The sequence below is a fragment of the Halomonas sp. H5 genome, assembly GCF_050613175.1.
GTDB classification, from domain to species: Bacteria; Pseudomonadota; Gammaproteobacteria; order Pseudomonadales; family Halomonadaceae; genus Bisbaumannia; species Bisbaumannia salifodinae.
In genome coordinates this window covers 3,175,866-3,201,231 of sequence record NZ_CP192510.1, presented here as the reverse complement: position 1 = coordinate 3,201,231, position 25,366 = coordinate 3,175,866, and the positions used below count along the sequence as shown (strand labels likewise).

Sequence of the window (25,366 nt, the reverse complement as noted above, 5' to 3'; positions counted from 1 at the left end):
GAGGGCGAGAGTGGGTCAGGCCTTCCAGGGCAGCGGCGGGGCGGTCAGCCGCGGGCCATCGAACTCGGGAATGCTACCGAAGCGGGGGCTCTCGGCCTCCCAGTCGCGCTGGGCCTCGCTGATCTCCGCCTTGCTGTGGCCGACGAAGTTCCACCAGATCAGGATCTCCTCGCCCAGGGGCTCGCCGCCCACCAGCAGGACCCGGCCCCCGGCGGGCAGGGTCACCGTCACCTCGTCGCGGCCACGGCCCAGGTAGGCCAGCTCATGGGTGGCGAAGGTCTCGCCCTCGATCTCCAGGTCGCCCTCCAGGGGCAGCAGGCCGTATTCGAAGTCACCGCGCAGCGGCAGGCGCAACTGGCCGCCTCGGGGGCTGGCCAGGTCCAGGGCCACCAGGGGCGAGAAGGTCAGGGTCGGGGCGCTATGGCCGGCGAACTCGCCCACCAGCAGGGTCAGCTCGGTGCCTTCCTCTTGCCAGCGGGGCAGGCTGGGGTAGTGATCGAAGCGCGGGTCGGTGCGGCGGTCCGCCTCGGGCAGGGCGATCCACAGCTGGGCGGCGTGGAGGGTCGCCTCGCCGGACAGCGACTCCTCGGTATGGCTGATGCCGCGGCCGGCGGTCATCAGGTTGACCTGGCCGGGGCGGATCACCTGGGCGGTGCCCAGGCTGTCGCGGTGGAGGATCTCGCCCTCGATCATCCAGGTGAAGGTCTGCAGGCCGATATGCGGATGGGGGCCGACCCGAAGGCCGGGTTCGTCCGCCGCGAAGTCGGCCGGGCCGATATGATCGAGGAAGCACCAGGCGCCGATCAGGCGGCGCTGGCGGCGGGGCAGGGCGCGGTTGACGGGGATGCCGCCCACCTCGGCGCTATGCGGGGTGACGTGCTGCACCTGGCGCTTGCCGTCGACGACGGGGCAGTCGAGGGAGCTGGCGAGCTCGCGTTCGTTGACGAGATTGCTCATGGTTCGGGTTTCCTGAGGACAAAGACTGGGTTCTGTACGAAAAGTCGGCGAGCGCAGGCAGTTTTCGTACAGAGCCAAAGGGCTCGGCCCTTAGCATAGGCCCTTCCAGGCCTTGTCATGGGTCGAGCCCTCGACGCGCTACCGACGGCATGGCCTGGGCGCGGGATTTGTCCCGGCCGGTCGCCGTTTAGCCCAGCGGGTTCTGCTGAGACATATCGGGTCGGCATCGGGTTGGCTTGTTAGCCTTGCTGACTCTGCTGGTTATAGCTTTGCATCAGGTTGGCATAGGCGGGCAGATGATTGGCCAGCAGGCCGCCGAAGCCCTCGATATCGTTGCGCCAGTCGCGGTGCAGCTCGCAGCCCACCCCGAACCAGGTCATCAACTGGGCACCGGCCTGGGACATGCGATCCCAGGCGGCGTCCCGGGTGGTCTGGTTGAAGGTGCCGGAGGCGTCGGTCACGACGAAGACCTCATAGCCCTCCTCCAGGGCCGAGAGCGCGGGGAAGGCCACGCACACCTCGGTGACCACCCCGGCGATCAGCAGCTGCTTCTTGCCGGTGGCCTTGATGGCGGCGACGAACTCCTCATTGTCCCAGGCGTTGATCTGCCCCGGGCGGGCGAAGTAGGGGGCCTGGGGGAACATCTCCTTGAGTTCCGGGACGATGGGGCCATTGGGGCCGGTCTCGAAGCTGGTGGTGAGGATGGTGGGGATGTCGAAGAACTTGGCGATATCGGCCAGGGCCAGGACATTGTTCTTGAAGTCGTCCGGGCTGTAGTCGCGCACCAGGGACAGCAGGCCGGCCTGGTGGTCCACCATCAGCAGGGCTACGTCATCCTTGTCGAGTCGATTGTAGGTATAGGACATGGTCGTTCTCCCTTCTTGGTCGTAGGGGACTGCCCGGCGACCATCGCCGGGCAGGGGTGGGGTCATGCGTCGGCTCATGACCCCCTCGGGTTGCCGAACTTCCCGGTCTGGAAGTCGGCAAAGGCTTGGTGGAGCTCGGCCTCGTGATTCATCACGAAGGGCCCCTGACCCGCCACGGGCTCGTTAAGGGGCTCGCCGCTCAGCAGCAGCAGCTTGGCATCGTTATTGGCCTCCAGGTGGAAGGCCTCGCCGCGGCGCTCGAAGGCGACGACGCTCTCGTCGCGGACGATGCGCTCGCCGTTGACCAGCAGCGTGCCCTCGAGCACTACCAGCAGGGTGGTATGGCCCTCGGGGACCTCGAGCCGGGCGTCGCCGCCGGCCACCAGGCGCAGGTCCCAGACATTGATGGGGGTAAAGGTGCGCGCCGGTCCCGCTCGATCAAGATAGCTGCCCGCCACCACCCTGACCTGCCCGGCGTTACCCTCCAGGTCGATACGCGGGATCTCGCCGTCGAGCAGGGTCTGGTAGGCCGGCGGGGCGGACTTGTCCCGGGCCGGCAGGTTGACCCACAGCTGCACCATCTCCAGGATGCCACCGCGCTCGGCGAAGGCCGGGGCGTGGTACTCCTCGTGGACGATGCCGGCACCGGCGGTCATCCACTGGACGTCGCCCTCGCCGATCCGGCCGCCATTCCCCACCGAGTCGCGGTGCTCCAGGGCGCCCTGATAGACCAGGGTCACGGTCTCGAAGCCCCGGTGGGGATGGGGCCCCACGCCACGGACGTGCCGGCTAGGCCCGAAGCGATGGGGGCCGGCATGGTCGAGCAGCAGGAAGGGGCTGAGATGCTCGGCGCCCAGGCGGTCGTAGCCGAACAGGGAGCGCACCGGGAAGCCATCGCCGACCCAATGGCCATGCGGGGCACCGTATACTGCTTGGATCTTCTTCATCTGATGGTTCCTATCAAGGCATGGGAGAGTTGTCTCCCGATGATGGGAAGCCTATTTAAAGAACGGTGATCCCGGTAGATGGCTAATATAAGACTCAGCGTTTCGATAATAGGACAATAGGATGCAGGATCTCAATGACCTCTACTACTTCGTGCAGGTGGTGGATCATGGCGGCTTCGCCCCGGCCGGGCGCGTCCTGGGCATTCCCAAGTCGAAGCTGAGCCGGCGTATCACCCAGCTCGAGGAGCGCCTCGCCACCCGGCTGATCCAGCGCTCCACGCGGCACTTCTCGGTCACCGAGCTGGGGCAGGCCTACTATCGCCACTGCCTGGCCATGCTGGTGGAGGCGGAGGCCGCCGAGGAGCTGATCCAGCGCCATCGCGCCGAGCCCCAGGGGACGGTGCGGCTGAGCTGCTCGCCCAGCGTGCTGCACTACCTGATCACACCCTTGCTGGTGCGTTTCATGGCGCGCTGTCCCAAGGTGGAGGTGCAGGTGGAGGCGACCAGCCGGCGGGTGGACGTGATCAAGGAGGGCTTCGATCTGGCGGTCCGGGTGCGCTTCCCGCCCCTGGAGGACAGCGACCTGACCATGAAGGTGCTGGCGGCGAGTCCCCAGCGGCTGATGGCCGCCCCCGCCCTGTTCGGTGACCGGCCACGGCCGCGCACGCCGGCGGACCTCGTCGAGCTGCCGAGCCTCGACTTCGAGCAGTATGACCATCGCCATTGCTGGGACCTGGTGGGGCCCGACGGCGCCAGCGCGCAGATTCCCCACCGGCCCCGCCTGGTCACCGACAGCGCCGAGACCCTGCATGCCGCCGCCCTGGAAGGGCTCGGCGTGGTCAAGCTGGGGCTATTGGTCGGGGCGCAGGATCTTCAGGCGGGGCGCCTGATCGACGTGCTGCCGGGCTGGGAACCCCGGGGCGGGATCCTGCATGCGGTCTTCCCTTCCCGCCGGGGGCTGTTGCCGGCGGTGCGGGCGCTGCTCGACTTCCTGGACGAGCATATCGCCGAGGAGGATTTCGCCACCCCGGAGGCGTTGATCAATGCGGAAGGCGTTTCCTGAAGGGCAGACGAAAGCCGCCGCCCTGAGGCGGCGGCTGGCAGCGTTGCAGGGAAGGACGGCTTAGCGCAGCGAGAGGGCGCCGGCACCGCTGTCCTCGCCCACCGCCTCGCGGTAGGCCTTGGCTTCCTCGGCCTCGACCTCGGGGGAGAAGCGCACCAGCAGGGCGCAGGAGGCCAGGGCCAGGACCGCCAGGCCCAGGTAGAAGAGCCCCTGCTGGTAGGTGATGGCCTCGGAGCGGAACAGGAAGGCGGCGGCCACCGCCCCCACGTTGCCGCCGGCGCCGACGATGCCGGCCACGGCGCCGACGGCCTTCTTGTTGACGAAGGGCACCACGCCGTAGGTGGCGCCTTCGGCCATCTGCACGAAGAGGCTGAAGACCAGCATGATGCCGATGGCGTAGGAGAGCACGTGCATCTGCGAGAAGAACAGCAGGGCAATGCCCTCGCAGAGCAGGGCGATAAACAGCCAGCGCACCCGGCCCTTGAGGCCGCCCTGGCGGGCGAAGAGATCGGAGAAGACGCCGCCCAGGGTGCGGGCGAAGATATTCATCAGCCCGAACAGCCCGGCGATCATGCCGGCGGTGGCCAGGGTCAGGTCGAAGTGATCGAAGAAGTAGATGGCGGCGATATTGTTGATGGTCAGTTCTACCCCGAAGCAGGCGGCATAGACCAGGAACAGGGCCCAGACGCGGATGTCCCTGGCGGCGGCCAGGAAGCTCCGGCCGGCGCCGTGCTCGCCGTTGGCCTCGGCCAGCTCGCCGCGGGCGCGGAGTTCGTCGAAGTTACCGTCCGGGGCGTCCTGGGTGAAGCGGTAGTAGGCGATGCCGGTGATAAACAGCACCACCCCGGGCACCACCATGGCCAGGCGCCAGCCCAGGGTCTCGCTGACCCCGAGCATCAGCAGGCCGGAGAAGATCAGCGGCATCAGGATCTGGGTGGTGCCGCCGCCCAGGTTGCCCCAGCCCGCCGAGGTGGCATTGGCGGTGCCCACCACATTGGGGGCGAACATCATGGTGGTGTGGTACTGGGTGATGACGAAGGCGGCGCCGATGGCGCCGATGGCCAGTCGGGCCAGCAGGAAGGTCTCGAAGCTGTCGGCCAGGCCGATGCTCATCACCGGGATCGAGCCCAGCACCAGCAGGCCGCTGTAGGCCTTGCGGGGGCCGATCTTGTCGCATAGCACGCCGATCGCCAGGCGCACGATCACGGTGATCAGCACCGAGGCGATGATGGTGTTGCCGATCTGGGTCTGGGTGAGGGCCAGGTCCTCGCGCACCACCGCCATCAGCGGGGCGATGCCGAACCAGCCGAAGAAGCAGAGATGGAAAGCGAACCAGGAGAAGTGGAAGGCGCGCATCTGTGGGGTATTGAAGCTGAACAGGCGGATCCTGTTGGCCTTGTTGCGAAGTTCCATGGCAGTGACCTCGTCGAGTGAGCGGGTTCGAACATCGCGGCATGGCAGGCGGCCGTGGCCACTGCCCTGTCGCACCTTCGTCATTGAAGGGCGGTTCGACGCACTCGTACTCCGCGGAGCCTGGTCTACGCCTACCAGCAAGGTACTCAATCTTTGCAAGCATCTTGCCGGAATTGGTTTTGTGCTTTTAATTCAATTTGTTGTGGAGTTTTCCTGAGGTGGGGGAGCGTTGGAAAGGCGCGGGCATGGCCCAGGTTGGTGCAGGGTGGCTCTGCGCGGCGCACTCGCAGCGCATGGTGCCTGAAACGCACAACGCCCCGCATTAGCGGGGCGTTGTGCCGGGTGACGGCAGAGGATCAGCTATCGCTATCCGAGCGTGCCTCGCGGGGCGTGCTGGCCAGCACGGTGCCGGTCTCGCCGCTTTCCAGGCGCGCCAGCAACAGCTCGGACTCGCGCTGGAAGGCGGCCAGGGCATCGCCTTCCAGGCGTTGGCTCTCCGGCAACTCGACGCGCATGGCATCCACCGGCTGGTTGTTGACGATCACCTCGTAGTGCAGGTGGGGGCCGGTGCTGCGCCCGGTATTGCCGGACAGGGCGATTTGCTCGCCCATGCCGACCCGCTCACCGCGACTGACCTGGGGCTGGGAGAGGTGCAGGTAGCGAGTGCGGTAGCCGTTGTCGTGACGAATCACCACGAAGCGGCCGGCGGCGGGGTGGTTACCCACCTTCTCGACGCGGCCATCCGCCGGGGCAATGACCGGAGTGCCACTGGGCATGGCGAAATCGGTGCCGTGGTGGGGGCTGACCCGGCCGGTCACCGGATGGGTACGACGCAGGTTGAAGCCCGAGCTGAGGCGGTAGCTGCCGTTGAAGGGGTAGCGCTCGAAGGCGGGGTCGAGCCCATGACCATTTGGCGTATAGAAGCGGTCGTCGCTGCTGTTGCGAACCACGGTGAGATCCATCCGCGCGCCCTCGTACTGTACCGCGAGGATCCGTGAATCGAGGGGTTGGCCGTCGATCATGTCGGATTCGACCAGGACCTGAAAGCGATCGCCGCGACGGGTATCGCGGCGAAAGTCGAGCTTCCTGGAGAGCACATTGGTGAGCTGAGCCACCTCCCGGGTGTTCAGGCCGGTGGCCTGGGCCGATCGGGCGAAGCTGCCGCTGACGCTGCCGGCGAAGAGGCGCTGGGTGGCCTCGCTGGCGCGCTCGATATCGGCCACGGCGAAGGTGAGGTCCTCGTCGTCGCGTTCGATCAGGTAGCCGTGGCGAGCATTCTTCATCACCCGCAGGGCCAGCAGTTGGCCCTCTTCATCGAGCATATAGTCGAAGCTGCTGCCGACCCGCCAACGCGCCAGGACGTTCTGATCCGGCAGCGCCTCCAGCAGGTGCAGGGCCTCGCTATAGCCCATGCCCAGGTGGCTCTGGGCCAATACGGCGAAGGTGTCGCCCTGCTGTACGGTGTAGGTCTCCCAGCGCGGCTCGAAGGTCTCCTCGGCCTGGATCTCGTCCTCCAGGTAGATATGTTCGCTGTCGAACAGCGCCAGGGGACCGTCGCCGAAATCATCGTAGGAAGTGGCTGTTTCCCACTCTCCCTGGCGCAGGGCAGTCAGGGTCAGGGCCACCCGCAGTGCCTCGGGATGCAGGCGGGCGGGACCCTCTGCGCTGGCCAGGGGGAGGGTCTCGTAGCGAGGGGCCAGGGCCAGCAGGCGCTCTTGGGCGGGGGTATCGCGGTGCCAGGCGTCGTCGCCGCCTTGGGCATCGGGGAGGGCTACCCCGGCGGCGTCGGCGCTCTCTTCCAGGGAAATCAGTTGGGTGGTCAGGCGAGCGTCATCGCGGGAGTCGATGGCGGTGAAGATCTGCTGTGCGCCCAGCACGGTAACCATGGTGGCAACGGGTAGCAGCAGTAACTTATGCGTGCGGGGCAGCGAATGGAGGATTCGCAACATAGAAAATGGCCGTAAAAATAGTGAAAAAGGGTGCCAAAAAACCCAAGAACCATACCCTATGCTGTGTAGCCTGCCTAGCCTGTATATGCAAACAGAAACCCGGGCCTCCCCCTGGGAGGCCCGGTATCAGGCGGTCCGCTAGCATAAACTAATTGACCTTCGGTGCAACCTCGAAGCGATGACCCCTTGATGACGGTGTCGCTGCCGATGCGCCGGGGGGCTCGCCGAGGCTCGCTTAGCCTTCGATAAAGGTGCCATTGCGGTAGTCGAGCAGTGCCTGCTCCAGTTCCGCCTGGGTGTTCATCACGAAGGGGCCATAGTGGGCGATGGGCTCGCCGTGGGGATGGCCCGCCAGCACCAGTGCCTCGCCTCCCGACTCGCCACCTTCCAGCACCAGGTGCTCTCCGGCTCCCAGGCTGGCCAGCTGTCCGGCGCCGACACGCCGCTCGCCGATCGCGAGTTCCCCGGCGAAGACATACACCAGCAGGGTCGGCGCCTCCACCGCCAGGCTCAGACGGCTCTCCGGGGCGAGTCTGGCGTGGGCCACCGCGCCTCGGCCCGCCAGGGCGTCCAGGGGGCCATCGATGGCTTCGCCATCCTCGGCCTGCCAGTGACCGCCGAGGGCGATCAGTTCGGCGCCACCATGGGTCAGCCGCGGCATCTCATCGCCGCGCACGTCCCGGTAGGTGGCCGGGCTCAGCTTGTCGGCGGCGGCCAGGTTGAGCCACAGCTGGAAGGCGTGCAGCCCCTGGCTGTCGGTGAGCGGCATCTCCGAGTGGATGATGCCGTGCCCGGTATGCATCCACTGGGCATCGCCGGCGGCGATGGTGCTGGAGTGGCCCAGGTGATCCTCGTGGGTCAGGCCGCCATGCAGCACATAGGTCAGGGTCTGGATGCCACGGTGGGGGTGGGGCGGAAAGCCGGCCAGATAATCGTCGGGACGATCCGAGCCCAGCTCATCGAGCATCAGGAAGGGGTCGATGCCGCCACCGAACTCATGGATGCGGCGAATCTTGACCCCGGCGCCGTCCTGGCTGGGCTGGTTGCGGCGTACTTGGGTGATTTGACGAAGCCGTGGGGTAGTCATGTCGTATGCCTCCGTTGAAGTCTCTGACTGGCATATTAGTCTTATTTTTTCGAAAATTAAGCGCATATATTCGCAGTTAATATTCGAGGAAATCGAAATGTCTCGTGTCACCCTGGCCCAATGGCAGACCCTCGCCGCGGTGGTGGATCACGGCGGCTTCGCCCGTGCCGCCGAGGCCATCCACAAGAGCCCCTCGACCCTCAACCATGCGGTGCACAAGCTGGAGGAGCAGCTCGGCGTCAAGGTGCTGGAGCCGGTGGGGCGCCAGGTGCGCCTCACCGAGGCCGGTGAGATGCTGCTGCGTCGCGCCCGACAGTTGCTGGAGAGCGCCGAGTCCCTGGAGGACGTGGCGGGACGCCTGGCCGAAGGGCTGGAGGCGGAGGTGGTGCTGGCGGTGGATCAGTTGTTTCCCCCGGATGCCCTGGCCCGAGCCTTGGAGGCCTTCTCCAGCGCTTACCCCCATGTGCGGGTGCAGCTCCACGAGACGGTGCTCAATGGCGGCATCGAGATGCTCTACGACGGCCGCGCCGACCTGGTGGTCACGGGCCTGGCCGCCCAGGGCTTCCTGGGGGAGCCCCTGGTGACGGTGCGCTTTATCGCCGTGGCTCACCCCGAGCATCCGCTGCATCACCTGGGGCGCGAGCTGGACCTGCGCGACCTGGTGCAGCATCGCCAACTGGTGGTGCGCGACTCGGCGCTGCGCCAGTCGATGGATTCCGGCTGGCTCAAGGCCGAGCAGCGCTGGACGGTGAGCCACCTGGATACTTCCATCGGCATGCTGGAGCGGGGCCTGGGCTTCGCCTGGTTACCGGAAACGCGCATCCAGGCGGCCCTGGAAAACGGACGCCTGCGCCCCTTGCCGCTGACCGCCGGCGGCATTCGTCAGGTGCCCATGCAATTGATCTACCGGGACCGGGATCGGGCCGGGCCGGCTACCCGGGCCATGGGGGCGAATCTGGCGGAAGCGGTGAGGCTTTGCGACATTGATTCGATTTAATCGAAAGTAATTCCGGAAATTATGGGCTTGATGATCGATTTTATCGGAATATCCTGGAGAAAACGGCAGCTAACCCTAGGAGAGTGACATGGGCCTTTTGATCGACGGCAAGTGGAGCGACCAGTGGTACGACACCAAGACACACGGCGGCGAGTTCGTGCGCGAATCCGCCCAGTTGCGTGACTGGGTGACCCGCGATGGCCGCCCCGGCCCCGATGGCCAGGCGGCACTGCCCGCGGCGGCGGAGCGTTTCCATCTCTATGTGTCCCTGGCCTGCCCCTGGGCCCACCGCACCCTGATCATGCGCAAGCTCAAGGGGCTCGATACGCTGATCGGCACCTCCCATGTCAGCCCGCTGATGCTCGATCAGGGCTGGACCTACAAGGAAGACGAGGGCTCCAGTGGCGATCCCGTCAATGGCGTCGCCTACCATCGCGAGCTCTATACCCTGACCGACTCCCACTACACCGGGCGGGTCACGGTGCCGGTGCTGTGGGACAAGCAGGAGCGGCGCATCGTCAACAACGAGTCGGCGGACCTGCTGCGCATCTTCAACGACGCCTTCGATATGCTGACCGGCAACGACCTGGACCTCTACCCGGCGGACCTGCGCGAGATCATCGACGCCATCAATAACGATGTCTACGAGCATATCAACAACGGCGTCTACAAGACCGGCTTCGCCACCGACCAGGCGGTCTACGAGAAGCATGTGACGGCGCTCTTCGCGGCCCTGGACCGGGTTGAGGCGCGCCTGGCCGAGCATCGCTATCTGGCGGGGGAGTGGCTGACCGAGGCGGATATTCGCCTGTTCACCACCCTGGTGCGCTTCGATGCGGTCTATCACGGCCACTTCAAGTGCAACCTGAAGCGCATCGAGGACTATCCGAATCTCGCCAACTATGTGCGCGAGCTCTATCAGTGGCCGGGGATCAGGGAAACGGTGAGCCTCGACCATATCAAGCGCCACTATTACTACAGCCACGACACCATCAATCCTACCCGTATCGTGCCCAAGGGGCCCGAGCTGGACTTCGAGCGGCCCCATGACCGGGAGCGCCTGCCGGGCCGCGGCATTCGCCGCAAGGGGTAAGGGCCTTACCCTTTCCTGGCCAGCCAGCGGTCCAGGGCATTGGCGAATTCGCGGCGGTCACCGTCCGAGTAGCCCTTGGGGCCGCCGGTATGCTCGCCGCTGGCGCATAGCGTTTCCATGCAGGGCTTGTATCAGGCGCATCTGCACCCCGGGGGCAGATAGGGCTTATGCCCCTTTCCTGGCCAGCCAGCGATCCAGGGCATTGGCGAATTCGCGGCGGTCGCCGTCGCTATAGCCTTTCGGCCCGCCGGTATGCTCGCCGCTGGCTCTTAACGTCTCCATAAAATCCCGCATCTGCACCCGGGCGCGAATATTGTCCTTGTTCAGGGACTCGCCGCGGGTGGTCATCACCTTGGCGCCGCGCTCCAGGGCCTCCAGGGCCAGGGGCAGGTCGGAGGTGATCAGCAGGTCGCCGGGTTGGATGCGCTCGACGATCTCGTTGTCGGCGGCGTCGAAGCCGCTGGCCACGCTCAGCGATTTCACCCACTTCGACGGCGGCAGGGGAATGCTGTGGTTGGCCACGAACCAGGTGGGGGTGGCGGTGCGCTCGGCGGCACGTACGATGATATCGCGCACCACCCGGGGGCAGGCGTCGGCATCCACCCAGAGCTGGGCCGCCGATAAGGGCTGGGACATAAGGGCTCCATGAAGTCAGGCGGGATCGCGATAAGGCTGGCATCGCCGGGGGGTCGATGGTAGCATGCGCCCTCCTCGCATGTGTTGACCCCACCATCGTATTGGATCGTTCTTGTCGCCGCGTGTCGCCATGACCGCTCCGAGACAAGGCTTTGCAGGACGCCCGGCAAACGGCCGGCGTCGCTTTTGGAGATGGAGCGCCCTCGCCCCCGGCGAAGCGCATCAAGGTCGCCACAGCGGTTCGCCCGGGAGAGAGCGCGACGCTGCGCCTCCCACGAACCGAATGCCAGGTGCGACCGGCGTCTCAACCCCCGTTGTCGATGTGGCCACGAGCCGCATGCTCCCGTACGTGTTGGGGGTAGAGACGCCACCATGTTTCGTTGCCGGCCCGGCCGGCCTATCAAGGTGTGATTAATGACCTCGACTTCCGTCGTTTCCTCCAGCTTTGCCGAGCTGGAACTGCTCCCCGCTGTCCTTTCCGCCATCGAGAGCCAGGGCTATACCGAGCCTTCGCCGATCCAGGCCCAGACCATTCCCGCCCTGCTGGAAGGCCGTGACCTGCTGGGTCAGGCCCAGACCGGTACCGGCAAGACCGCCGCCTTCGCCCTGCCGCTGCTGTCGCGCCTCGAGCTGACCCGCCGCGAGCCCCAGGTACTGGTGCTGGCGCCGACCCGCGAGCTGGCCCAGCAGGTGGCCGTCTCCTTCAGCAAGTACGGCCAGAACCTCCAGGGCCTGGAAGTGGCTACCCTGTGCGGCGGCCAGGAATATCGCGAGCAGTTGGGGGCCCTCAAGCGTGGCGCCCAGGTCGTCGTCGGCACCCCCGGCCGAGTGATCGATCACCTGGATCGCGGCAGCCTCAAACTCGACGGTCTCTCCGCCTTGGTGCTGGACGAAGCCGACGAGATGCTGCGCATGGGCTTTATCGATGACGTCAAGCGCGTCGTCGCCGACACCCCCAAGAACGCCCAGCGGGTGTTCTTCTCCGCCACCCTGCCGGCGGAGATCGAGCGCATCGTCGACCGTTACCTGGTGGACCCGGTGAAGGTGGCCATCGAGTCACGCACCACCACCGGCGAGAACATCGAGCAGCGCCTGGTGCGCGTCGAGGGTGCCGCCAAGCTGGAGGCGCTGTCGCGCATCCTCGAGGTCGAGCCGGTGGACGCCGCCATCGTCTTCGTGCGCACCCGGGCCGCCTGTACCACCCTGGTGGAGCAGCTCACCGCCCGCGGCGTCAACGCCGCCGGCCTCTCCGGTGACCTGGACCAGAGCCTGCGCGAGCGCACCATCACCCGCCTCAAGCGCAGCAAGGTGGACGTGCTGATCGCCACCGACGTGGCCGCCCGCGGCCTCGACGTGCCGCGCATCACCCACGTGGTCAACTACGACCTGCCCCAGGACAGCGAGGCCTATACCCACCGTATCGGCCGTACCGGCCGCGCCGGTCGCAGCGGCGTGGCGATCACCTTCGCCGGCTTCCGCGAGACCCGCAAGGTGCGCTGGCTGGAGCAGGCCACCGGCCAGCAGATGAGCGAGATGCCGCTGCCCGACGAGGCCGCCATTCGCGCCCATCGCGACCAGGTCTTCCAGCTGCGCGTGCGCGATGCCCTGGTGCAGGGGGCCGACGAACAGCGCGCCCTGGTGGAGGCCCTGGTGGCCGACGGCCAGGACCCGGTGGAGCTGGCCTGCGTACTGGCCGCCCTGGCCCGCGCCGACGAGGCGCCCATCGGTCGCCTGCCGGCGCCCCGCGAGCGCAACGAGCGTGCCCCCCGTGAGCGTGGCGAGCGCGGCGCGCCCCGCGATCGCGCCCCCCGTGAGGGCATGACCCGCTACCGGGTCTCCGTGGGCCACAAGGACGGCGTCAAGCCGGGTCAACTGGTCGGCGCCCTGGCCAACGAGGGGGGCATCGAAGGCAAGCGCATCGGTCGTATCGATATCCGCAACGCCTTCTCGGTGGTGGAGCTGCCCAACTCCCTGCCGCCGAGCATCCTGGCCAAGATGGCCCGTGCCCGGGTCGCCGGCCGCGAGCTGGAGATCCGCGAGGACGGTGGCGCCCCCGAGCGGGCCCCGCGTCGTCGTCAGGATGGCGATGCGCCGATTCGCCGCCGCCATAGCGCCTAACGCCTGAACTGGCGTCCCCGCCGTCGGGCGGGTCGTAACCACGCAGGCCGGGGACGTTCCCCGGCCTGCGTTTTTTTGGTCACCAGCGAGACTGGTGGAACCGCTTATCAAGGAGATATGCCATGTGGCAGGGACTCTCGAGACGCGCCCGTGGCTACCTGATCACCGGGGCCGGGGTACTGCTGCTCTCCCCGGACGCCCTCTTCGTCAAGGCCACCCAGGTGGAGGTGGAGGTCTTTATGTTCTGGCGGGCGCTGCTGCTGGGACTGGTGCTGGGCGCGGTGGCCCTGGCCCGCTATGGTCGCGGGCTGCCCGGGGCCGTGCGCGCCTGCGGCCCGGCGGCCCTGTGGTGCCCGCTGGCCTTCGCCGGCAGTGCCTGGGGGTTCGTGGCGGCGGTGCGCCTGACCGCCGCCGGCAACGTGCTGGTGATCCAGAACCTGGCGCCGCTGGTGGCGGGGCTGCTGGGGCTGTTGCTGTTTGGTCAGCGCCTGAGGGCCCAGACCTGGGCGGTGATCCTGCTCTGCGTGCTGGGGGCGGGACTGATGGCCGCCGGTGAGGTGGGGCAGGGCTCGCCCCTGGGGTTGGTGGTGGCCCTGGCGATTCCGTTGTCGATCGCCGTCAATATGACCGTGGCCAGCGCCCAGCGCGGCGTGGATACCACCGTGATCCTGCCCCTGGGCTGCCTGGTGATGCTGCTGCCGGCCCTGGCCCTGGGCGGCATGCAGCTGCCGCCCCTGGCGGACCTGCTGCCGCTGCTGCTGATGGGCTTGGTATTCCTGCCGGCGGCCTACTACCTGATCCAGACCGGGCCCCGCTACCTGCCCGGGGCCGAGGCCAGCCTGGTGATGCTGCTGGAGACCCTGGTGGGCACCCTGCTGGTGTGGGCCTGGGTCGGCGAGGTGCCGCCGGCGCTGGCCTTCGTCGGTGGCGGCCTGATCCTCGCCGCCCTGCTGGGCAGCGGCCTGCTGGACCTGCTGCGGCAGCGCCGCAAGGTGGCCGAGGGCGCCCCGGACCCGCAGCAGGCCCTCGCCGAGGCCGCCGAGCGGGAGGCCGGGAACGACTCGCCGGGGCTAGCCGAGCAGCCGGGCCAGTTACAAGAGACGCGCGAAACGCGTTAACAGCGAGCCCGCCTCCGGCGTGGCGGTCACTGCCTCGAGCAATGCCTGCGGGTCCTGGCCCTGGTCGCGCAGGGCGGCCACCTGGCGGACCAGGTAGGCTCGCATCACCGCCGGGGTGAACTCCGGGTGGAACTGCAGGCTCCACTGGCGGGGCCCGTAACGTAGCGCCTGATGGGCATCGTGGGCATTGCGGGCCAGCACCATGGCATCCCTGGGCGCCTCGAGCACCGACTGGGCATGGGTCAACTGGGCCGGGAAGCGCTCGGGGAGGGCGCCGAGCAGGGCATCCTCGCGACCGGCCCGGGTCAGCGTCACCGCCCGGGTGCCGGACTCGCGCCCCGCCGGATGGTAATCGCTGACCCCGCCGAAGGCCGCGGCCATCAACTGGTGGCCGTAGCAGACCCCGAGCATCGCCAGGTCCCGCGCTCGGGCCTCCCGCAGCCAGGGCTTGAGCGCCTCGCTCCAGGGCTCGGCATCGCTGACCATGGCATGGGAGCCGGTGAGATAGAGGCCATCGACCTCGTCCAGGTCGGGTAACGACTCATGGCGGGCGTCGAACACCTCGGCCGAGAAGCCCTCCCGGGCCAGGGCCTGCCGGAACAGCGCCTCGAAGTCGCCATGGGCCTCCACCACCTCGGGGAAGGCCTCGCCGGTCTTGACGATCAGTAGTCGCGGCATGGAAGCCACCTCCTCAGGCCGTGGTCAGGTGCTGGCCCAGCGCCGCCATAAAGCGGCTGGCCGTCTCCAGCTCGGCGACCTCGATATACTCGTCCGGCTGGTGGGCCTGGGCGATGCTGCCGGGGCCGCAGATCAGCGTGGGCAGGCCCCGGCGCTGGAACTGGCCCGCCTCGGTGGCGTAGGCCACGGCCCCGGCGGGGCGCTCGCCCAGCAGCGCCTGGCAGAGTTCGAGCACCTCGGCGTTATTGTCGTCGGCCAGCGCCGGCACCGTCTCGTTGAGGGCCTCGGTGACGATGGCGGCCTGGGGCGTCCGCTGGCGCATCTCGGCCTCGAGCTCGGCGGCCCGGGCCTCGACCCGGCCCAGCAGCTCGTCGAAGCGATCCGACGGCAGGTGGCGAATCTCCCACTCGAAGACGCACTCCCGGGCCATGATATTGATCGCCGTGCCGCCGGCGATCTTGCCTACGTGCAGGCTCGAGTGGACCACGTTGAAGGCCTCGTCGACGCGCCCCTCGGCCTTGAGCTCCGCCATCACCTCCTCGATATAGGTGACCAGCCGCGCCGCCACATGGATCGCCGAGACCCCCTGGTCGACCTGGCTGGAGTGGCTGGCGCGGCCGGTGACGGTGGTGCGCAGGTTGGTGGCGCCCTTGTGGGCCACCACCGGCTGCATCAGGGTCGGCTCGCCGACGATCACCGCCGCGGGGCGCGGATGCTCGGCCATGAGTGTCTCGATCATGCGCGGGGCGCCGATGCAGCCCACCTCCTCGTCGTAGGAGAGGGCCAGGTAGATGGGCACCGGCAGGTCCTGCTGCACCCACTCGGGCACCTGGGCCAGGGCACAGGCGATAAAGCCCTTCATGTCACAGGTGCCGCGGCCGTAGAGGCGGCCGTCGCCCTTGTCGGTGAGGGTGAAGGGGTCGCTGGACCAGGGCTGGCCGTCCACCGGCACCACGTCGGTATGCCCGGAGAGCACGACGCCCCCGGCGACCTCGGGCCCGATGCGCGCCAGGAGGTTGGCCTTGCGCCCATCGTCGCTCTCGATGCGCTGGTGGGGCACGCCATGGTCGTCGAGATAGGCCTCGACCCAGCGGATCAGCTCCAGGTTGGAATCCCGGGACACGGTGGCGAAACCCACCAGGGTCTCGAGCAGTTGGCTGGCGGTCATGATCTGACTCCTGTCGATGATGGGAGCAGCCTACCACGGCCGCCCCGCCGCCGGCAGCGGGGCCAGGGCATGAGAGCGATGACGGCGCGCACGGTATGATCCTGGCCACTAAGGCGGTTTACTGACAGGCTACGGAGCGAGGACGAGCGGAGCGGGTAGTTTGAGTTGCCCGATAGTGCAGGGATCAGGAACTCCTCTATGATATCGACAACCGGCCGCGAGGGTGGCGGTAGCAACTTCGGCTTCCTTTCCGGCCACGATCCGGTATTTCTCGAGCTTGCCACCAGCGCCGAGCGCGCCTTCAGCCATCCCGGCACGTCGGCTTGCTCGACCACCACCTCGACGAGGTGCTCGAGGCCCTGAACGACGCCCACTGGGAGGCGAGCTGAGCCCGGCGCTGCCTGCAGCGCGACTGGCGCCGCAGGCGCCCGAACAGGAGCGCGCCATCGACCTATCGCCACGACATGTTTAAAAAGCGCGATTTTTTCGACACGTCTCCGGCTGGTGAAGGCGGCGAAACTAAAATAGCGCTGCTGCTTATTTTAATTTCAGCCATAAATTAAAATAATCAGCAGCGCTATTTTAACCCAGCCCCAGCAGCGAACCACAGGTGGAACCCATGGAACGCGGACTCACAGGCCACTACGTAGACAGCATCGCCGGCGGAGTGCGTTGCCAGGCGTTTCTCCCCGATCCGCTACCGCCACAGCCACCGTTGGTGCTGGACGGCAAGCTGCAACGGCGTATCAACCAGGCCATGCTGGCACTCGGGCGTCTCGACGCCATCAGTACCCTGCTGCCCGAGGCCTCGCTCTTCCTCTACAGCTATGTGCGCAAGGAAGCGGTCATGTCGTCGCAGATCGAGGGTACCCAGTCCTCGCTCAGCGACCTGATGCTCTACGAGATGGAAGGCATGCCTGGTGTGCCCATGGATGATGTTCAGGAGGTCTCCTGCTATGTGAATGCCCTGACGCTGGGTGTGCAGCGCATTCGTGAGGGCTTTCCCATCAGCCATCGGCTGGTGATGGAGATGCACACGGCGCTGATGACCTCCGGGCGTGGCATCCACCGTGGGCCGGGGGAGTTTCGCGGCAATCAGGTGTGGCTGGGTGGGCACCGTCCCGACGAGGCGGTCTTCGTGCCGCCACCGCCCCACCACCTGGCGAAGTGCTGGTCAGCGCTGGAGCGCTTCATCAATGATATGCCCGAGGCCACCGACCCGCTGATCAAGGCCGCCCTGATCCATGTGCAGTTCGAGACCATTCACCCCTTCATGGATGGCAACGGGCGCCTGGGCCGCCTGTTGATTCCGCTGATCCTGGTCGAAGCCGGCATCCTCAATGAACCCTTGCTCTACCTCTCGGTGTTCTTCAAGAAGCATCGCCAGGTCTACTACGAGCGGTTGCAGCAGGTGCGGGTGACCGGTGACTGGGAGGGTTGGCTGCTGTTCTTCGTGGATGCCGTGGCCGACACCGCGACCCAGGCGGTGGCCACCGCCCAGCAGCTCAACCGACTACGTGAGCAGGACAAGGCTCGTCTGGCCGAGCTTGGCCGTCAGGCGGGCTCGGCGGGGCTGCTACTCGATGCGCTCTTCCAGCAGCCCATCGCTAATATTAGCCATCTCTGCCAGCGTACGGGGCTGACCCCGGCCACGGTCGGCAAGCTGTTGATGGCCATGGAGGACGAGCTTGGCCTCGTCCATGAGCTCACCGGGCAGAAGCGCAACCGGATCTACGCCTACCGGGCCTATATCGACATCCTCAATCAGGACCCCCTATGACCCTGGCAAGATGCCCTCCTTGCCAGCGCCGGCCACTTGCTGCTGTGGAGATACCATGAAGCCCTTTTCCATTCTTCTGATTAAAGTGCTGGGCCTTTATCTCTTTCTGAAGACGTTATTCTCGGTGCTTCCGGTGCTGTTTGGGCCGAGTGCTCAAGAGTTCTGGTCTGCCGAGTGGCTGCCCATGCTTGTCGCCACGGCCGCCGTGCCGATGCTGGGCGGCGTCTTGCTATGGTGCTTCGCTGGGCGCTTGGCCGGCAGGCTTCATGGTGATGCCGAGGCCGGGATTGATGTCAGGGATGAGGAGCTGGTGCGCGCCGGCAGCTTCCTGATCGGCGTGTATCTGCTGGTCAGGCATGCGGGCATGCTGGTGGGAGGCTATGCCTCGATGGGCGCTATTGCCTATGAGTCCTTGATCGTGGTGGTGGCGAGTCTCGGCATGATCCTGGGGACGGGTTTCCTCGGGGTGTTATATCTCAAGGTGAAATATTTCGGCGTCGATAGGTAGGCCTGCCAACGAGGCCGCGCCGGTCGCTACAGCAGCTCCCGGGTCGCCTCCATTACCCGCCCGTCCACGCCGCGCTGGACCTTGTCCTCGATCTCCGCGAGCAGCGACTCCACCTTCTGGACGCTGGTGGCCGTGGCCACGAAGGTCCATTCGCTGGCCTCCAGGCGGTCGAGCTCGCCGCTCTCGCAGACCGCCACCGCCGGCTGGCGCCCGAAGCGTTCATGCAGGCCACCCATGCGCTGGCGCTTCTCCTTGAGAGAGCGACAGCCGGGCAGCGAGAGTCGCAGGGTCAGGATGCCGATATGCATGATGTCGTCTCCGTGGCCTTAGAATCCTGTTCCTTAGACACTGACCAGCCTGGCGCGGCTGGTGCCGTTGCCCAGCGGCTCTACCTGGATCTGCACCGGGATGCGTTCGTGCATCTCCTGCACATGGGAGATCACCCCGACCCGGCGACCCAGGGCCTGGAGGCCGTCCAGGGCCTCCATGGCCAGGGCCAGGGACTGGGGGTCGAGGCTGCCGAAGCCCTCGTCGATAAACAGCGACTCGATCGTAAGCTCCCCGGAGGCCATGGAGGCCAGCCCGAGGGCCAGGGCGAGGGAGACCAGGAAGGTCTCGCCGCCGGAGAGGGAGTGCACCGAACGGGTCTCGTCGCCCATATCATGGTCCACCACCAGCAGGCCCAGCTCGCTGCCGCCGCGAGTCAGGCGATAGCGGCGGCTCAGGCTGCCCAGGTGGGCATTGGCGTGCTCCAGTAGCTGCTCCAGGTTGTAGGCCTGGGCGATGCGCCGGAAGGTCTTGCCGTCGGCGGAGCCGATCAGCTCGCTGATCTGGCCCCAGCGGCGATACTCGGCTCGGGCCGTCTCCAGCGCCGCCTGGCCCTCTTGCTGTCGGGCGCATTTGCGATCGTCGTCGTTGAGGGCATAGACGGCGGCGTCGCGGGCCTGCTGGGCCGACTCCAGCTTCGGTGCCAGCTCGGCCTGGGCCTCGCTTGACGCTTCCCCTTGCCGGGCCAGCTCGGCGTCCATGGCCCCGGCCAGCAGGGCCTCGTCCCCGGCCTCCGGGGCCAGTTCGCTGTCCATGGCCGCGGCCAGCAGGGCCTTCTCCTCCTCGTCCTCCGGGGCCAGTTCTCTGTCCATGGCCGCGGCCAGCAGGGCCTTCTCCTCCTCGTCCTCCGGGGCCAGTTCTCGGCGATGGGCCAGCAGCTGCTGGCGGCGCTCGGCCAGGGTGGCGGCGGCCTGCTGGCGGCTACGCTCGGCGTCGTCCAGCGCCGCTTCCTGGGCCCTGGCCTCGCCCTCGGGCTGGGCCAGCAGGCGGGCCAGGGTGGCGTCGTCCAGCTCGGGGTGCCGCCGTCGCCAGGCGTCCAGCTCGCGACTCAGGCTCTCCAGCTCCTGGCGTAGCTGGGCCAGCCGCTCGGCCTCGAAGCCGTCCTGCTGAAGGAGGCGCTGGTGTTCCTGCTCGGCGGCGTGGTGATGGGCGAGGGCGCTGTCCCGCGCCTGGCGGGCGCTTTCCTGGCGCTCGTCGAGCCGCTGCTGCCAGGCCTCCGGGCTGGCCTGCTCACCCAGCAGCGCCTTGAGCGTATGGTTCAGGGCATCGCGCTCGTCACGCAGGGGAGGAAGCCGTGCCTCCAGCTCGGCCAGTTCTCTGTCGGCCGCCGATTTCTCGGTCGCCAGGCGAGTCAGCGCCAGTTCGCCCTGGCGCAGGGACTCCTCCAATGGGGCCAGCTCGGCTTCGGCGCGGGTCAGCTCGTCCAGCGTCTGGCGCGACCGCTGACGCCGGGCCTCGCTCTCGTCGCGCTGCGTCCGCAACCAGGCATCGCGTTCGGCGTCATCCACGGCGGCGAACTCGCCATATAGCGGCTCTGCCTCCAGGGCGGTGCGGGCGGCGCTCAGCTGGCGCTCGTCCTCCTCGAGCTCCTGGTGGTGCCGCTTGATGGCGGCATCCACGACACGGTATTCGCCGATCAGGTCGTCACGCTGTTGCTGGGCCGCGTCACGGGCTTCCCGGGCCGCGTCGAGCTGGCGCGCCTCTTCGGCTTCCTGGGCGGCGAGCTGGGTGGCCTCGAGACTGGCGGGAGGCTGTTGCCGGTAAGGGTGCTCGAGACCCCCGCAGACGGGGCAGGGCTCGCTTTCCCGGAGGTTCTCACGTAGCCGCGTCACGCTCTCGCTGCGTACCGCGCGGCTGCGCTCGATCACGGCGGTCACGCTATCGAGGTGGCCCTGGGCCTTGTCGAGTCGCTGTCGGGCCGCCTGGCCGTCGGCCAGCAGCCGCCGATGGCGCGATTGCGCCTCCTCCAGGCGCCGGGTCAGCTGGCGTTGGGCCTCGGCGGTGCGTTGGAACCCTTGCCAATGGTTGGCCAACTCGCCCAGCGCCAGATGGCGACGGGCGGCGCCGTCGTGGGCCCGGTGGGCGGCCTGGCGAGCGTCTTCCAGGCGCGGGTGGGTGCCCATCAGCCGTTGCATGGCGGCCTGCCAGTCGTCCCGCTGCCGCTGGCGAGTCTGCTGGGCCGCCGCGGTGCGACGGTGTGCCTCGTTCAGTTGCTTGGCGTGCTCGAGTCTCTGGCGTTGCGTCGCCTCGAGGTCGGCAAGCTGCTTCTCCAGGCTGGCCAGTTGCTGGGCTCGCTCACGGGCCTGGCGCAGGGCGGGTTCGGCCCGTTGGCGCGCGTCGCTGGCGTGGCTGAGGGCCTGCTCGGCTTGGGCGAGTGCCTCGGCGGCGCCCTGCTGCTTGGCCTGGGCGCCGTCCAGGGCCTGGCGGGTCTCGGCGTGACTGGCTTCGAGGGTGTCGATCTCTTCGGGCAGGGCGGCCTGGCGCGCCAGGGCATGGCGTTGCGGGGCGATCAGGCGTCGCCATTCCCGCTCGGCGCGTGCCTCGCCCAGCGCCTGCCAGCGGGCCTCGGCCTCTTGCTGCCGCGCCAGGCCCTGCCGGTAGGCGTCACCCAGGCGTCGGTCCGTGGCGTGCCACTGCCGGCGCCGCTCCAGCTCGGTGGCCTCCCGGTTGAGCTCGGCGAGGCGGGCCTCGGCCGCCTCGGCCTCGCTCTCCAGGGTGGCCCGGGCCTCTGCCTCGGCGGGCAGCTCATCGGCGAGCCGGGTCTCCAGCTCGGCCACGCCCTTCCTGGCCTCGCTGGCGCGGCGGTAGGCGGCGATCGAGATCCGCGAATACTCGGCGGTGCCGGTCAGGCGCTCCAGCAGGTCGCTGCGCTCGTTGTCGTCGGCCTTGAGGAAGGCGGCAAACTCGCTCTGGGCCAGCAGCACGGCGCGGGTGAACTGGTCGAAGGTCAGCCCCAGGCGCTGGGGCAGCAGCTCGGCGAACTCGCGCTTCTGGGTGGTCAGCAGGCGGTCGTCGTCCAGGTCGTGCAGCGACTGCTCCACCGCCTGCAGGCGCCCCCCGGCCTTCTCCCGGGCGCGGCGCACCGCCCAACGGGCCCGGTAGCGGCGGCCGTCGCGGCCCAGGAAGTCCACCTCGGCATGGCCGCTGGCGCAGCCCCGGCGCAGCAGGGTGCGGGGGTCGGCGGTGCCGATCGTTTCGCCCTCCACGTCGGGCAGCGGCGCCTCGCGGCCGGGGGCCTGGCGCAGCCGTGGGGTATTGCCGTAGAGCGCCAGGCAGAGGGCATCGAGGAGGGTGCTCTTGCCGGCGCCGGTGGGGCCGGTAATCGCGAAGAGGCCGGCGTCGCGCAGCGGCGAGTCGGTGAAGTCGAGCTCCAGGGGGCCGGGCAGGGAGGCGAGGTTCTGCAGGCGCAGGGCGAGAATTCTCATGGGCGGCCCTCCAGGAGGGGCTCTCTCAAGTTCCCGGCGCCGGTGGGGCCGGTAATCGCGAAGAGGCCGGCGTCGCGCAGCGGCGAATCGGTGAAGTCGAGGGTCAGGGGGCCGGGCAGGGAGGCGAGGTTCTGCAGGCGCAGGGCGAGGATTCTCATGGGCGGCCCTCCAGGAGGGGCTCTCTCAAGTTCCCGGCGCCGGTGGGGCCGGTAATCGCGAAGAGGCCGGCGTCGCGCAGTGGCGAATCGGTGAAGTCGAGTTCCAGGGGGCCGGGCAGGGAGGCGAGGTTCTGCAGGCGCAGGGCGAGGATTCTCATGGGCGACCCTCCAGGAGGGGCTCTCTCAAGTTCCCGGCGCCGGTGGGGCCGGTAATCGCGAAGAGGCCGGCGTCGCGCAGCGGCGAGTCGGTGAAGTCGAGGGTCAGGGGGCCGGGCAGGGAGGCGAGGTTCTGCAGGCGCAGGGCGAGGATTCTCATGACGGCTCCTCCCCGTCGAGGACGTCCTGGAGCAGGCGGTCGAAGTCGGCCATCACCGCCTCGTCCGGGGGCGCGTCCCAGTGGCGCGCCCAGGTATGCTGGAAGAGCTTGCGCGGGCCCAGGGAGGCCAGGTCGACCCGGGCCGCAGCGGGTCTGTCGCCGCCCTGGGGCAGGCGCCGTTCCAGGCGCAGCAGGCGCAGTGCCTTGCCTTCCAGGGCGGCGTCGATGCGGGCGCGCAGGTCGGGGACCGGTGCCTCCAGTTCCACCCGCACCTCCAGCCAGGGCCACTGCTCTCGGGGCAGGGCCGGGTCCTGGGACAGGGTCTCCAGCTCGGCCAGCACCGCCTCGAGGGGGGCGGGGCCGACTCGATGCATGGCCACCGGGCGGGGAATGGGCAGGATCTCCACGCCGGCCAGCGCGGCACCGGTCAGGGTCACCTCTACTACCTGGTGGGGATAGCCCACCTCGCTGAAATCCAGGGGCAAGGGGCTGCCACTATAGCGGATGCGCTCCTCGCTCACCCGCTGGGGGCGGTGCAGATGGCCGAGGGCCACATAGGCGATCTCGGCGGGAAAGAGGGCGGCGGAGAGCGACTCCTCGCCGCCGATCACGATGGGGCGCTCGCTGGCCTCGGAGACGGCGGCGCCGTGGAGATGGGCATGGCTCATGGCCACCAGGGCCTGGTCGGGGTGGCGGCGGGCCTGGGCGGCCTCGATCAGCTGGCGATGCACCCGCTCGATACCGGCCACGTAGTCGTTGCCTCCTTCCGCGGCGGGATCCGCCGCCAGGCCGTTGCCGGTGACCTCGGCGGGGCGCAGGAAGGGCAGCGCCAGGCACCAGGCCCGGGTCTCGCCCGCGGCATCGGTCAGCGGCACCAGCAGGCGCTCGGCATCCAGACGGCCGTCGTCGAGCCAGCGCACCCGGCCCAGGGCATGGGTGCGCAATCGCTTCATCAGCGGTGCCGGCAGCTCGATACGGTTGCCGCTGTCGTGATTGCCGGCGATCAGCACCATATCCAGGCTCGGCAGCCGCTCATGGGCGCCGACGATAAAGTCATACAGCAGCTCCTGGGCGCGCAGCGAGGGATTGACCACGTCGAAGATATCGCCGGCCACCAGCAGGGCATCGGCCTGGCGTTCCACCAGGGTATCGAGCAGCCAGGTGAGGAAGGCGTGGTGCTCCGCATGGCGCTCCTGGCCATGGAAGGTCTGGCCGAGATGCCAGTCCGAGGTGTGAATCAGCTTCACGGCGAGGGTCCTTGTTCTACCTGGGCGCCGGTGCATTTACCGTCGCGCCGTCCATCCGGGCGGGTCCCTTTGTCGCTGACCCGAGGCGGTCATCTTGCCATGCCAGGCTATGGCTGTCGTCGCCGGCTCCAGGCCCGATTCAAGGCGCTGATTCAGGCCGTTGATGAAGGCGACTTGCGGGGGCCGCGGGACTGGGGTTGACTGAGATAGACCAAGGTCGAAAAAGTGCAGCGACGCTGACCCCGATTCAACGATAGACTTGACACGGAAAGTTTTATGGAAAATATTTCCATATAAAGCTAAGGCTCCCGAAGAGAGCCGCTGGCAGGAGCGACGCCTCTGCCGACCACGACACCACCATGATGCGCAGCCTACTGCGCGAGGAGGCCTCGATGCTGACCAACCCACTGACCAGCAAGCGTCCGGAATCACTCGGCGTTCATCAGGGTCGCCTGGCGGCCTGTCCCAGTATCCGTAACAGCGTCTGCAGCCAGGCCGAGGACGAGGCCCATTATATCGCCCCCCTGGAGCCCGGCGACCGTTGCCCCGCCGAGATGATGCGCCGCCTCAAGACCGCGCTGATGGGCTGCGAAGAGGCGGAGGTGATCACCGCCAGTGACTCCTACCTGCACGCCGAGTGCCACTCGGCCCTGGGCTTCGTCGATGACCTGGAGCTGCTGTGGAGCGAGGAAGAGGGCGTCTGCCATGTGCGCAGCGCCTCGCGGCTGGGCATCACCGACCTGGGCAAGAACCGCGCCCGGGTGGAGAAGCTGCGCATGCTGCTGGAAGGCTGGGGCTTCTGCGATTGAGCTGATCCATGGAGAGGGCGCCGCTGCATGATTGGGCGCTGACCCCTGGGCAGGCCATCGCCCTGCAGCGCCAACTGGCGACGCGGGTCGAGCGCCGCGACCGCCTGGACCCGGTGAGCCATATCGCCGGGGTCGATATCGGCTTCGAAGCGCAGGGCACCATCACCCGGGCCGCGGTGGTGGTATTGGCCTGGTCGCCCGAGGATCCGTCGTCGGGGCCGACGCTGGTCGAGCGGGTCGTTCACCGGGAGCCCACCCGCTGGCCCTATATTCCCGGCCTGCTCTCCTTTCGCGAGGTGCCCGCCGCACTCGGCGCCTTCGCCCGCCTGACGCTTCGCCCGCAACTGGTGATGGTGGACGGTCAGGGCATCGCCCATCCGCGCCGCCTCGGCGTGGCCTCCCATTTGGGGCTGTGGCTCGACCTGCCGACGATCGGCGTGGCCAAGTCGCGGCTCTGCGGCCGCCATCATGAAGTGGGGCCCGAGCGCGGCGACTGGACGCCGCTGGTCGACGGCGACGAGCCGCTCGGCGTGGTGCTGCGCTCCCGGGCCGGCGTCAAGCCGATCTATGTCTCCCCGGGGCACCGCCTGGAGATCGATACCGCCCGGGACTGGGTGGTGCGCTGCCTGGGCAAGACCAAGCTCCCCGAGCCCACCCGCCTGGCGGACCGCCTCGCCTCCCGGCGGGGCCCCCTCTGACCTCCAGC

General features: G+C 68.1%; 24 protein-coding genes and 1 pseudogene. 9 read left to right on the top strand and 16 right to left on the bottom strand.

Translation table 11 applies throughout. From position 1 onward, the window contains the following. Positions 1–15 precede the first annotated feature (15 nt). The 3 genes from ACQ1W9_RS14775 to ACQ1W9_RS14765 all read right to left on the bottom strand — a co-directional run bounded on the left by ACQ1W9_RS14775 (position 16) and on the right by ACQ1W9_RS14765 (position 2,770). Complete coding sequence (locus ACQ1W9_RS14775; protein ID WP_431024054.1) at positions 16–957, bottom strand: pirin family protein; 942 nt, start codon at positions 955–957, stop codon at positions 16–18. A 239-nt stretch (positions 958–1,196) separates the two neighbouring features. After that, on the bottom strand, positions 1,197–1,823 hold the full coding sequence (gene ycaC / locus ACQ1W9_RS14770) for an isochorismate family cysteine hydrolase YcaC (RefSeq protein WP_431024053.1): 627 nt from the start codon (positions 1,821–1,823) through the stop codon (positions 1,197–1,199). Positions 1,824–1,897: 74 nt separating this feature from the next. Then, positions 1,898–2,770: a pirin family protein gene (locus tag ACQ1W9_RS14765; RefSeq protein WP_431024052.1), complete on the bottom strand. Its 873-nt coding sequence runs from the start codon at positions 2,768–2,770 to the stop codon at positions 1,898–1,900. Between the two features lie 121 nt (positions 2,771–2,891). On the opposite strand from ACQ1W9_RS14765, the gene ACQ1W9_RS14760 reads away from it, so the two are divergent. Further along, positions 2,892–3,833, top strand: coding sequence for a LysR substrate-binding domain-containing protein (locus ACQ1W9_RS14760; RefSeq protein ID WP_431024051.1), 942 nt, complete (start codon positions 2,892–2,894; stop codon positions 3,831–3,833). 60 nt (positions 3,834–3,893) lie between these two features. Here ACQ1W9_RS14760 and ACQ1W9_RS14755 read toward each other — a convergent pair whose 3' ends face one another. The 3 genes from ACQ1W9_RS14755 to ACQ1W9_RS14745 form a co-directional block, all read right to left on the bottom strand. Then, a complete protein-coding gene (locus ACQ1W9_RS14755; RefSeq protein WP_431024050.1) occupies positions 3,894–5,246 on the bottom strand; it encodes a NarK family nitrate/nitrite MFS transporter in 1,353 nt (450 codons plus the stop codon). A 356-nt stretch (positions 5,247–5,602) separates the two neighbouring features. Continuing rightward, positions 5,603–7,195 (bottom strand): peptidoglycan DD-metalloendopeptidase family protein, encoded by a 1,593-nt coding sequence (locus ACQ1W9_RS14750; RefSeq protein WP_431024049.1) that lies wholly within the window; start codon positions 7,193–7,195, stop codon positions 5,603–5,605. Positions 7,196–7,430: 235 nt separating this feature from the next. Continuing rightward, positions 7,431–8,282, bottom strand: coding sequence for a pirin family protein (locus tag ACQ1W9_RS14745; protein WP_431024048.1), 852 nt, complete (start codon positions 8,280–8,282; stop codon positions 7,431–7,433). A 97-nt stretch (positions 8,283–8,379) separates the two neighbouring features. On the opposite strand from ACQ1W9_RS14745, the gene ACQ1W9_RS14740 reads away from it, so the two are divergent. Both ACQ1W9_RS14740 and ACQ1W9_RS14735 read left to right on the top strand, forming a co-directional pair. Then, positions 8,380–9,279 carry a LysR family transcriptional regulator gene (locus tag ACQ1W9_RS14740; RefSeq protein ID WP_431024047.1) on the top strand — a complete coding sequence of 300 codons (900 nt, stop codon included), beginning with the start codon at positions 8,380–8,382 and terminating at the stop codon, positions 9,277–9,279. Between the two features lie 88 nt (positions 9,280–9,367). Continuing rightward, positions 9,368–10,372 carry a glutathione S-transferase family protein gene (locus ACQ1W9_RS14735; RefSeq protein ID WP_431024046.1) on the top strand — a complete coding sequence of 335 codons (1,005 nt, stop codon included), beginning with the start codon at positions 9,368–9,370 and terminating at the stop codon, positions 10,370–10,372. 5 nt (positions 10,373–10,377) lie between these two features. Here ACQ1W9_RS14735 and ACQ1W9_RS14730 read toward each other — a convergent pair. Both ACQ1W9_RS14730 and ACQ1W9_RS14725 read right to left on the bottom strand, forming a co-directional pair. Continuing rightward, positions 10,378–10,491, bottom strand: a pseudogene (locus tag ACQ1W9_RS14730) (DUF188 domain-containing protein); the annotation flags it as partial. Between the two features lie 46 nt (positions 10,492–10,537). Continuing rightward, entirely contained in the window at positions 10,538–11,008 is a 471-nt protein-coding gene (locus ACQ1W9_RS14725; protein ID WP_346063889.1) for a YaiI/YqxD family protein, read from the bottom strand. 414 nt (positions 11,009–11,422) lie between these two features. On the opposite strand from ACQ1W9_RS14725, the gene ACQ1W9_RS14720 reads away from it, so the two are divergent. Continuing rightward, positions 11,423–13,126, top strand: a complete 1,704-nt coding sequence (locus ACQ1W9_RS14720) for a DEAD/DEAH box helicase (RefSeq protein WP_195861249.1) — start codon at positions 11,423–11,425, stop codon at positions 13,124–13,126. Positions 13,127–13,248: 122 nt separating this feature from the next. Next, entirely contained in the window at positions 13,249–14,244 is a 996-nt protein-coding gene (locus tag ACQ1W9_RS14715; protein ID WP_431024045.1) for a DMT family transporter, read from the top strand. Here ACQ1W9_RS14715 and ACQ1W9_RS14710 read toward each other — a convergent pair. Then, positions 14,218–14,922: a glutamine amidotransferase gene (locus tag ACQ1W9_RS14710; protein ID WP_431024044.1), complete on the bottom strand. Its 705-nt coding sequence runs from the start codon at positions 14,920–14,922 to the stop codon at positions 14,218–14,220. The two genes, ACQ1W9_RS14715 and ACQ1W9_RS14710, sit on opposite strands and share 27 nt — an antisense overlap. A gap of 13 nt (positions 14,923–14,935) precedes the next feature. Continuing rightward, entirely contained in the window at positions 14,936–16,090 is a 1,155-nt protein-coding gene (gene argE, locus ACQ1W9_RS14705) for an acetylornithine deacetylase (protein WP_431024043.1), read from the bottom strand. Between the two features lie 619 nt (positions 16,091–16,709). On the opposite strand from argE, the gene ACQ1W9_RS14700 reads away from it, so the two are divergent. Together ACQ1W9_RS14700 and ACQ1W9_RS14695 are read left to right on the top strand one after the other, a co-directional pair. Next, positions 16,710–17,870 (top strand): Fic family protein, encoded by a 1,161-nt coding sequence (locus tag ACQ1W9_RS14700; RefSeq protein WP_431024042.1) that lies wholly within the window; start codon positions 16,710–16,712, stop codon positions 17,868–17,870. 55 nt (positions 17,871–17,925) lie between these two features. Then, on the top strand, positions 17,926–18,378 hold the full coding sequence (locus tag ACQ1W9_RS14695) for a hypothetical protein (protein ID WP_431024041.1): 453 nt from the start codon (positions 17,926–17,928) through the stop codon (positions 18,376–18,378). 26 nt (positions 18,379–18,404) lie between these two features. On the opposite strand, the gene ACQ1W9_RS14690 is transcribed toward ACQ1W9_RS14695, so the two are convergent. Genes ACQ1W9_RS14690 through ACQ1W9_RS14665 form a run of 6 tightly spaced genes read right to left on the bottom strand, consistent with a single transcriptional unit; the run spans position 18,405 to position 23,851 of the window. Continuing rightward, positions 18,405–18,686 carry a DUF503 domain-containing protein gene (locus ACQ1W9_RS14690; protein WP_431024040.1) on the bottom strand — a complete coding sequence of 94 codons (282 nt, stop codon included), beginning with the start codon at positions 18,684–18,686 and terminating at the stop codon, positions 18,405–18,407. A gap of 33 nt (positions 18,687–18,719) precedes the next feature. Beyond that, a complete protein-coding gene (locus ACQ1W9_RS14685) occupies positions 18,720–22,130 on the bottom strand; it encodes an AAA family ATPase (protein ID WP_431024039.1) in 3,411 nt (1,136 codons plus the stop codon). Continuing rightward, positions 22,127–22,288, bottom strand: a complete 162-nt coding sequence (locus tag ACQ1W9_RS14680; protein WP_251308465.1) for a hypothetical protein — start codon at positions 22,286–22,288, stop codon at positions 22,127–22,129. Before ACQ1W9_RS14680 ends, ACQ1W9_RS14685 begins: the two co-directional genes overlap by 4 nt. Then, positions 22,285–22,446, bottom strand: coding sequence for a hypothetical protein (locus tag ACQ1W9_RS14675; protein WP_273666635.1), 162 nt, complete (start codon positions 22,444–22,446; stop codon positions 22,285–22,287). Before ACQ1W9_RS14675 ends, ACQ1W9_RS14680 begins: the two co-directional genes overlap by 4 nt. Further along, entirely contained in the window at positions 22,443–22,604 is a 162-nt protein-coding gene (locus tag ACQ1W9_RS14670) for a hypothetical protein (RefSeq protein ID WP_251308465.1), read from the bottom strand. The genes ACQ1W9_RS14675 and ACQ1W9_RS14670 overlap by 4 nt, the downstream gene beginning before the upstream one ends. Then, a complete protein-coding gene (locus ACQ1W9_RS14665; RefSeq protein ID WP_431024038.1) occupies positions 22,601–23,851 on the bottom strand; it encodes an exonuclease SbcCD subunit D C-terminal domain-containing protein in 1,251 nt (416 codons plus the stop codon). Before ACQ1W9_RS14665 ends, ACQ1W9_RS14670 begins: the two co-directional genes overlap by 4 nt. A gap of 359 nt (positions 23,852–24,210) precedes the next feature. Between ACQ1W9_RS14665 and ACQ1W9_RS14660 the strand changes: the two genes are divergently transcribed. Both ACQ1W9_RS14660 and nfi read left to right on the top strand, forming a co-directional pair. Further along, positions 24,211–24,660 (top strand): DUF1499 domain-containing protein, encoded by a 450-nt coding sequence (locus ACQ1W9_RS14660; RefSeq protein ID WP_431024037.1) that lies wholly within the window; start codon positions 24,211–24,213, stop codon positions 24,658–24,660. A gap of 8 nt (positions 24,661–24,668) precedes the next feature. Then, a complete protein-coding gene (gene nfi / locus ACQ1W9_RS14655; protein ID WP_431024036.1) occupies positions 24,669–25,358 on the top strand; it encodes a deoxyribonuclease V in 690 nt (229 codons plus the stop codon). Positions 25,359–25,366 lie beyond the last annotated feature (8 nt).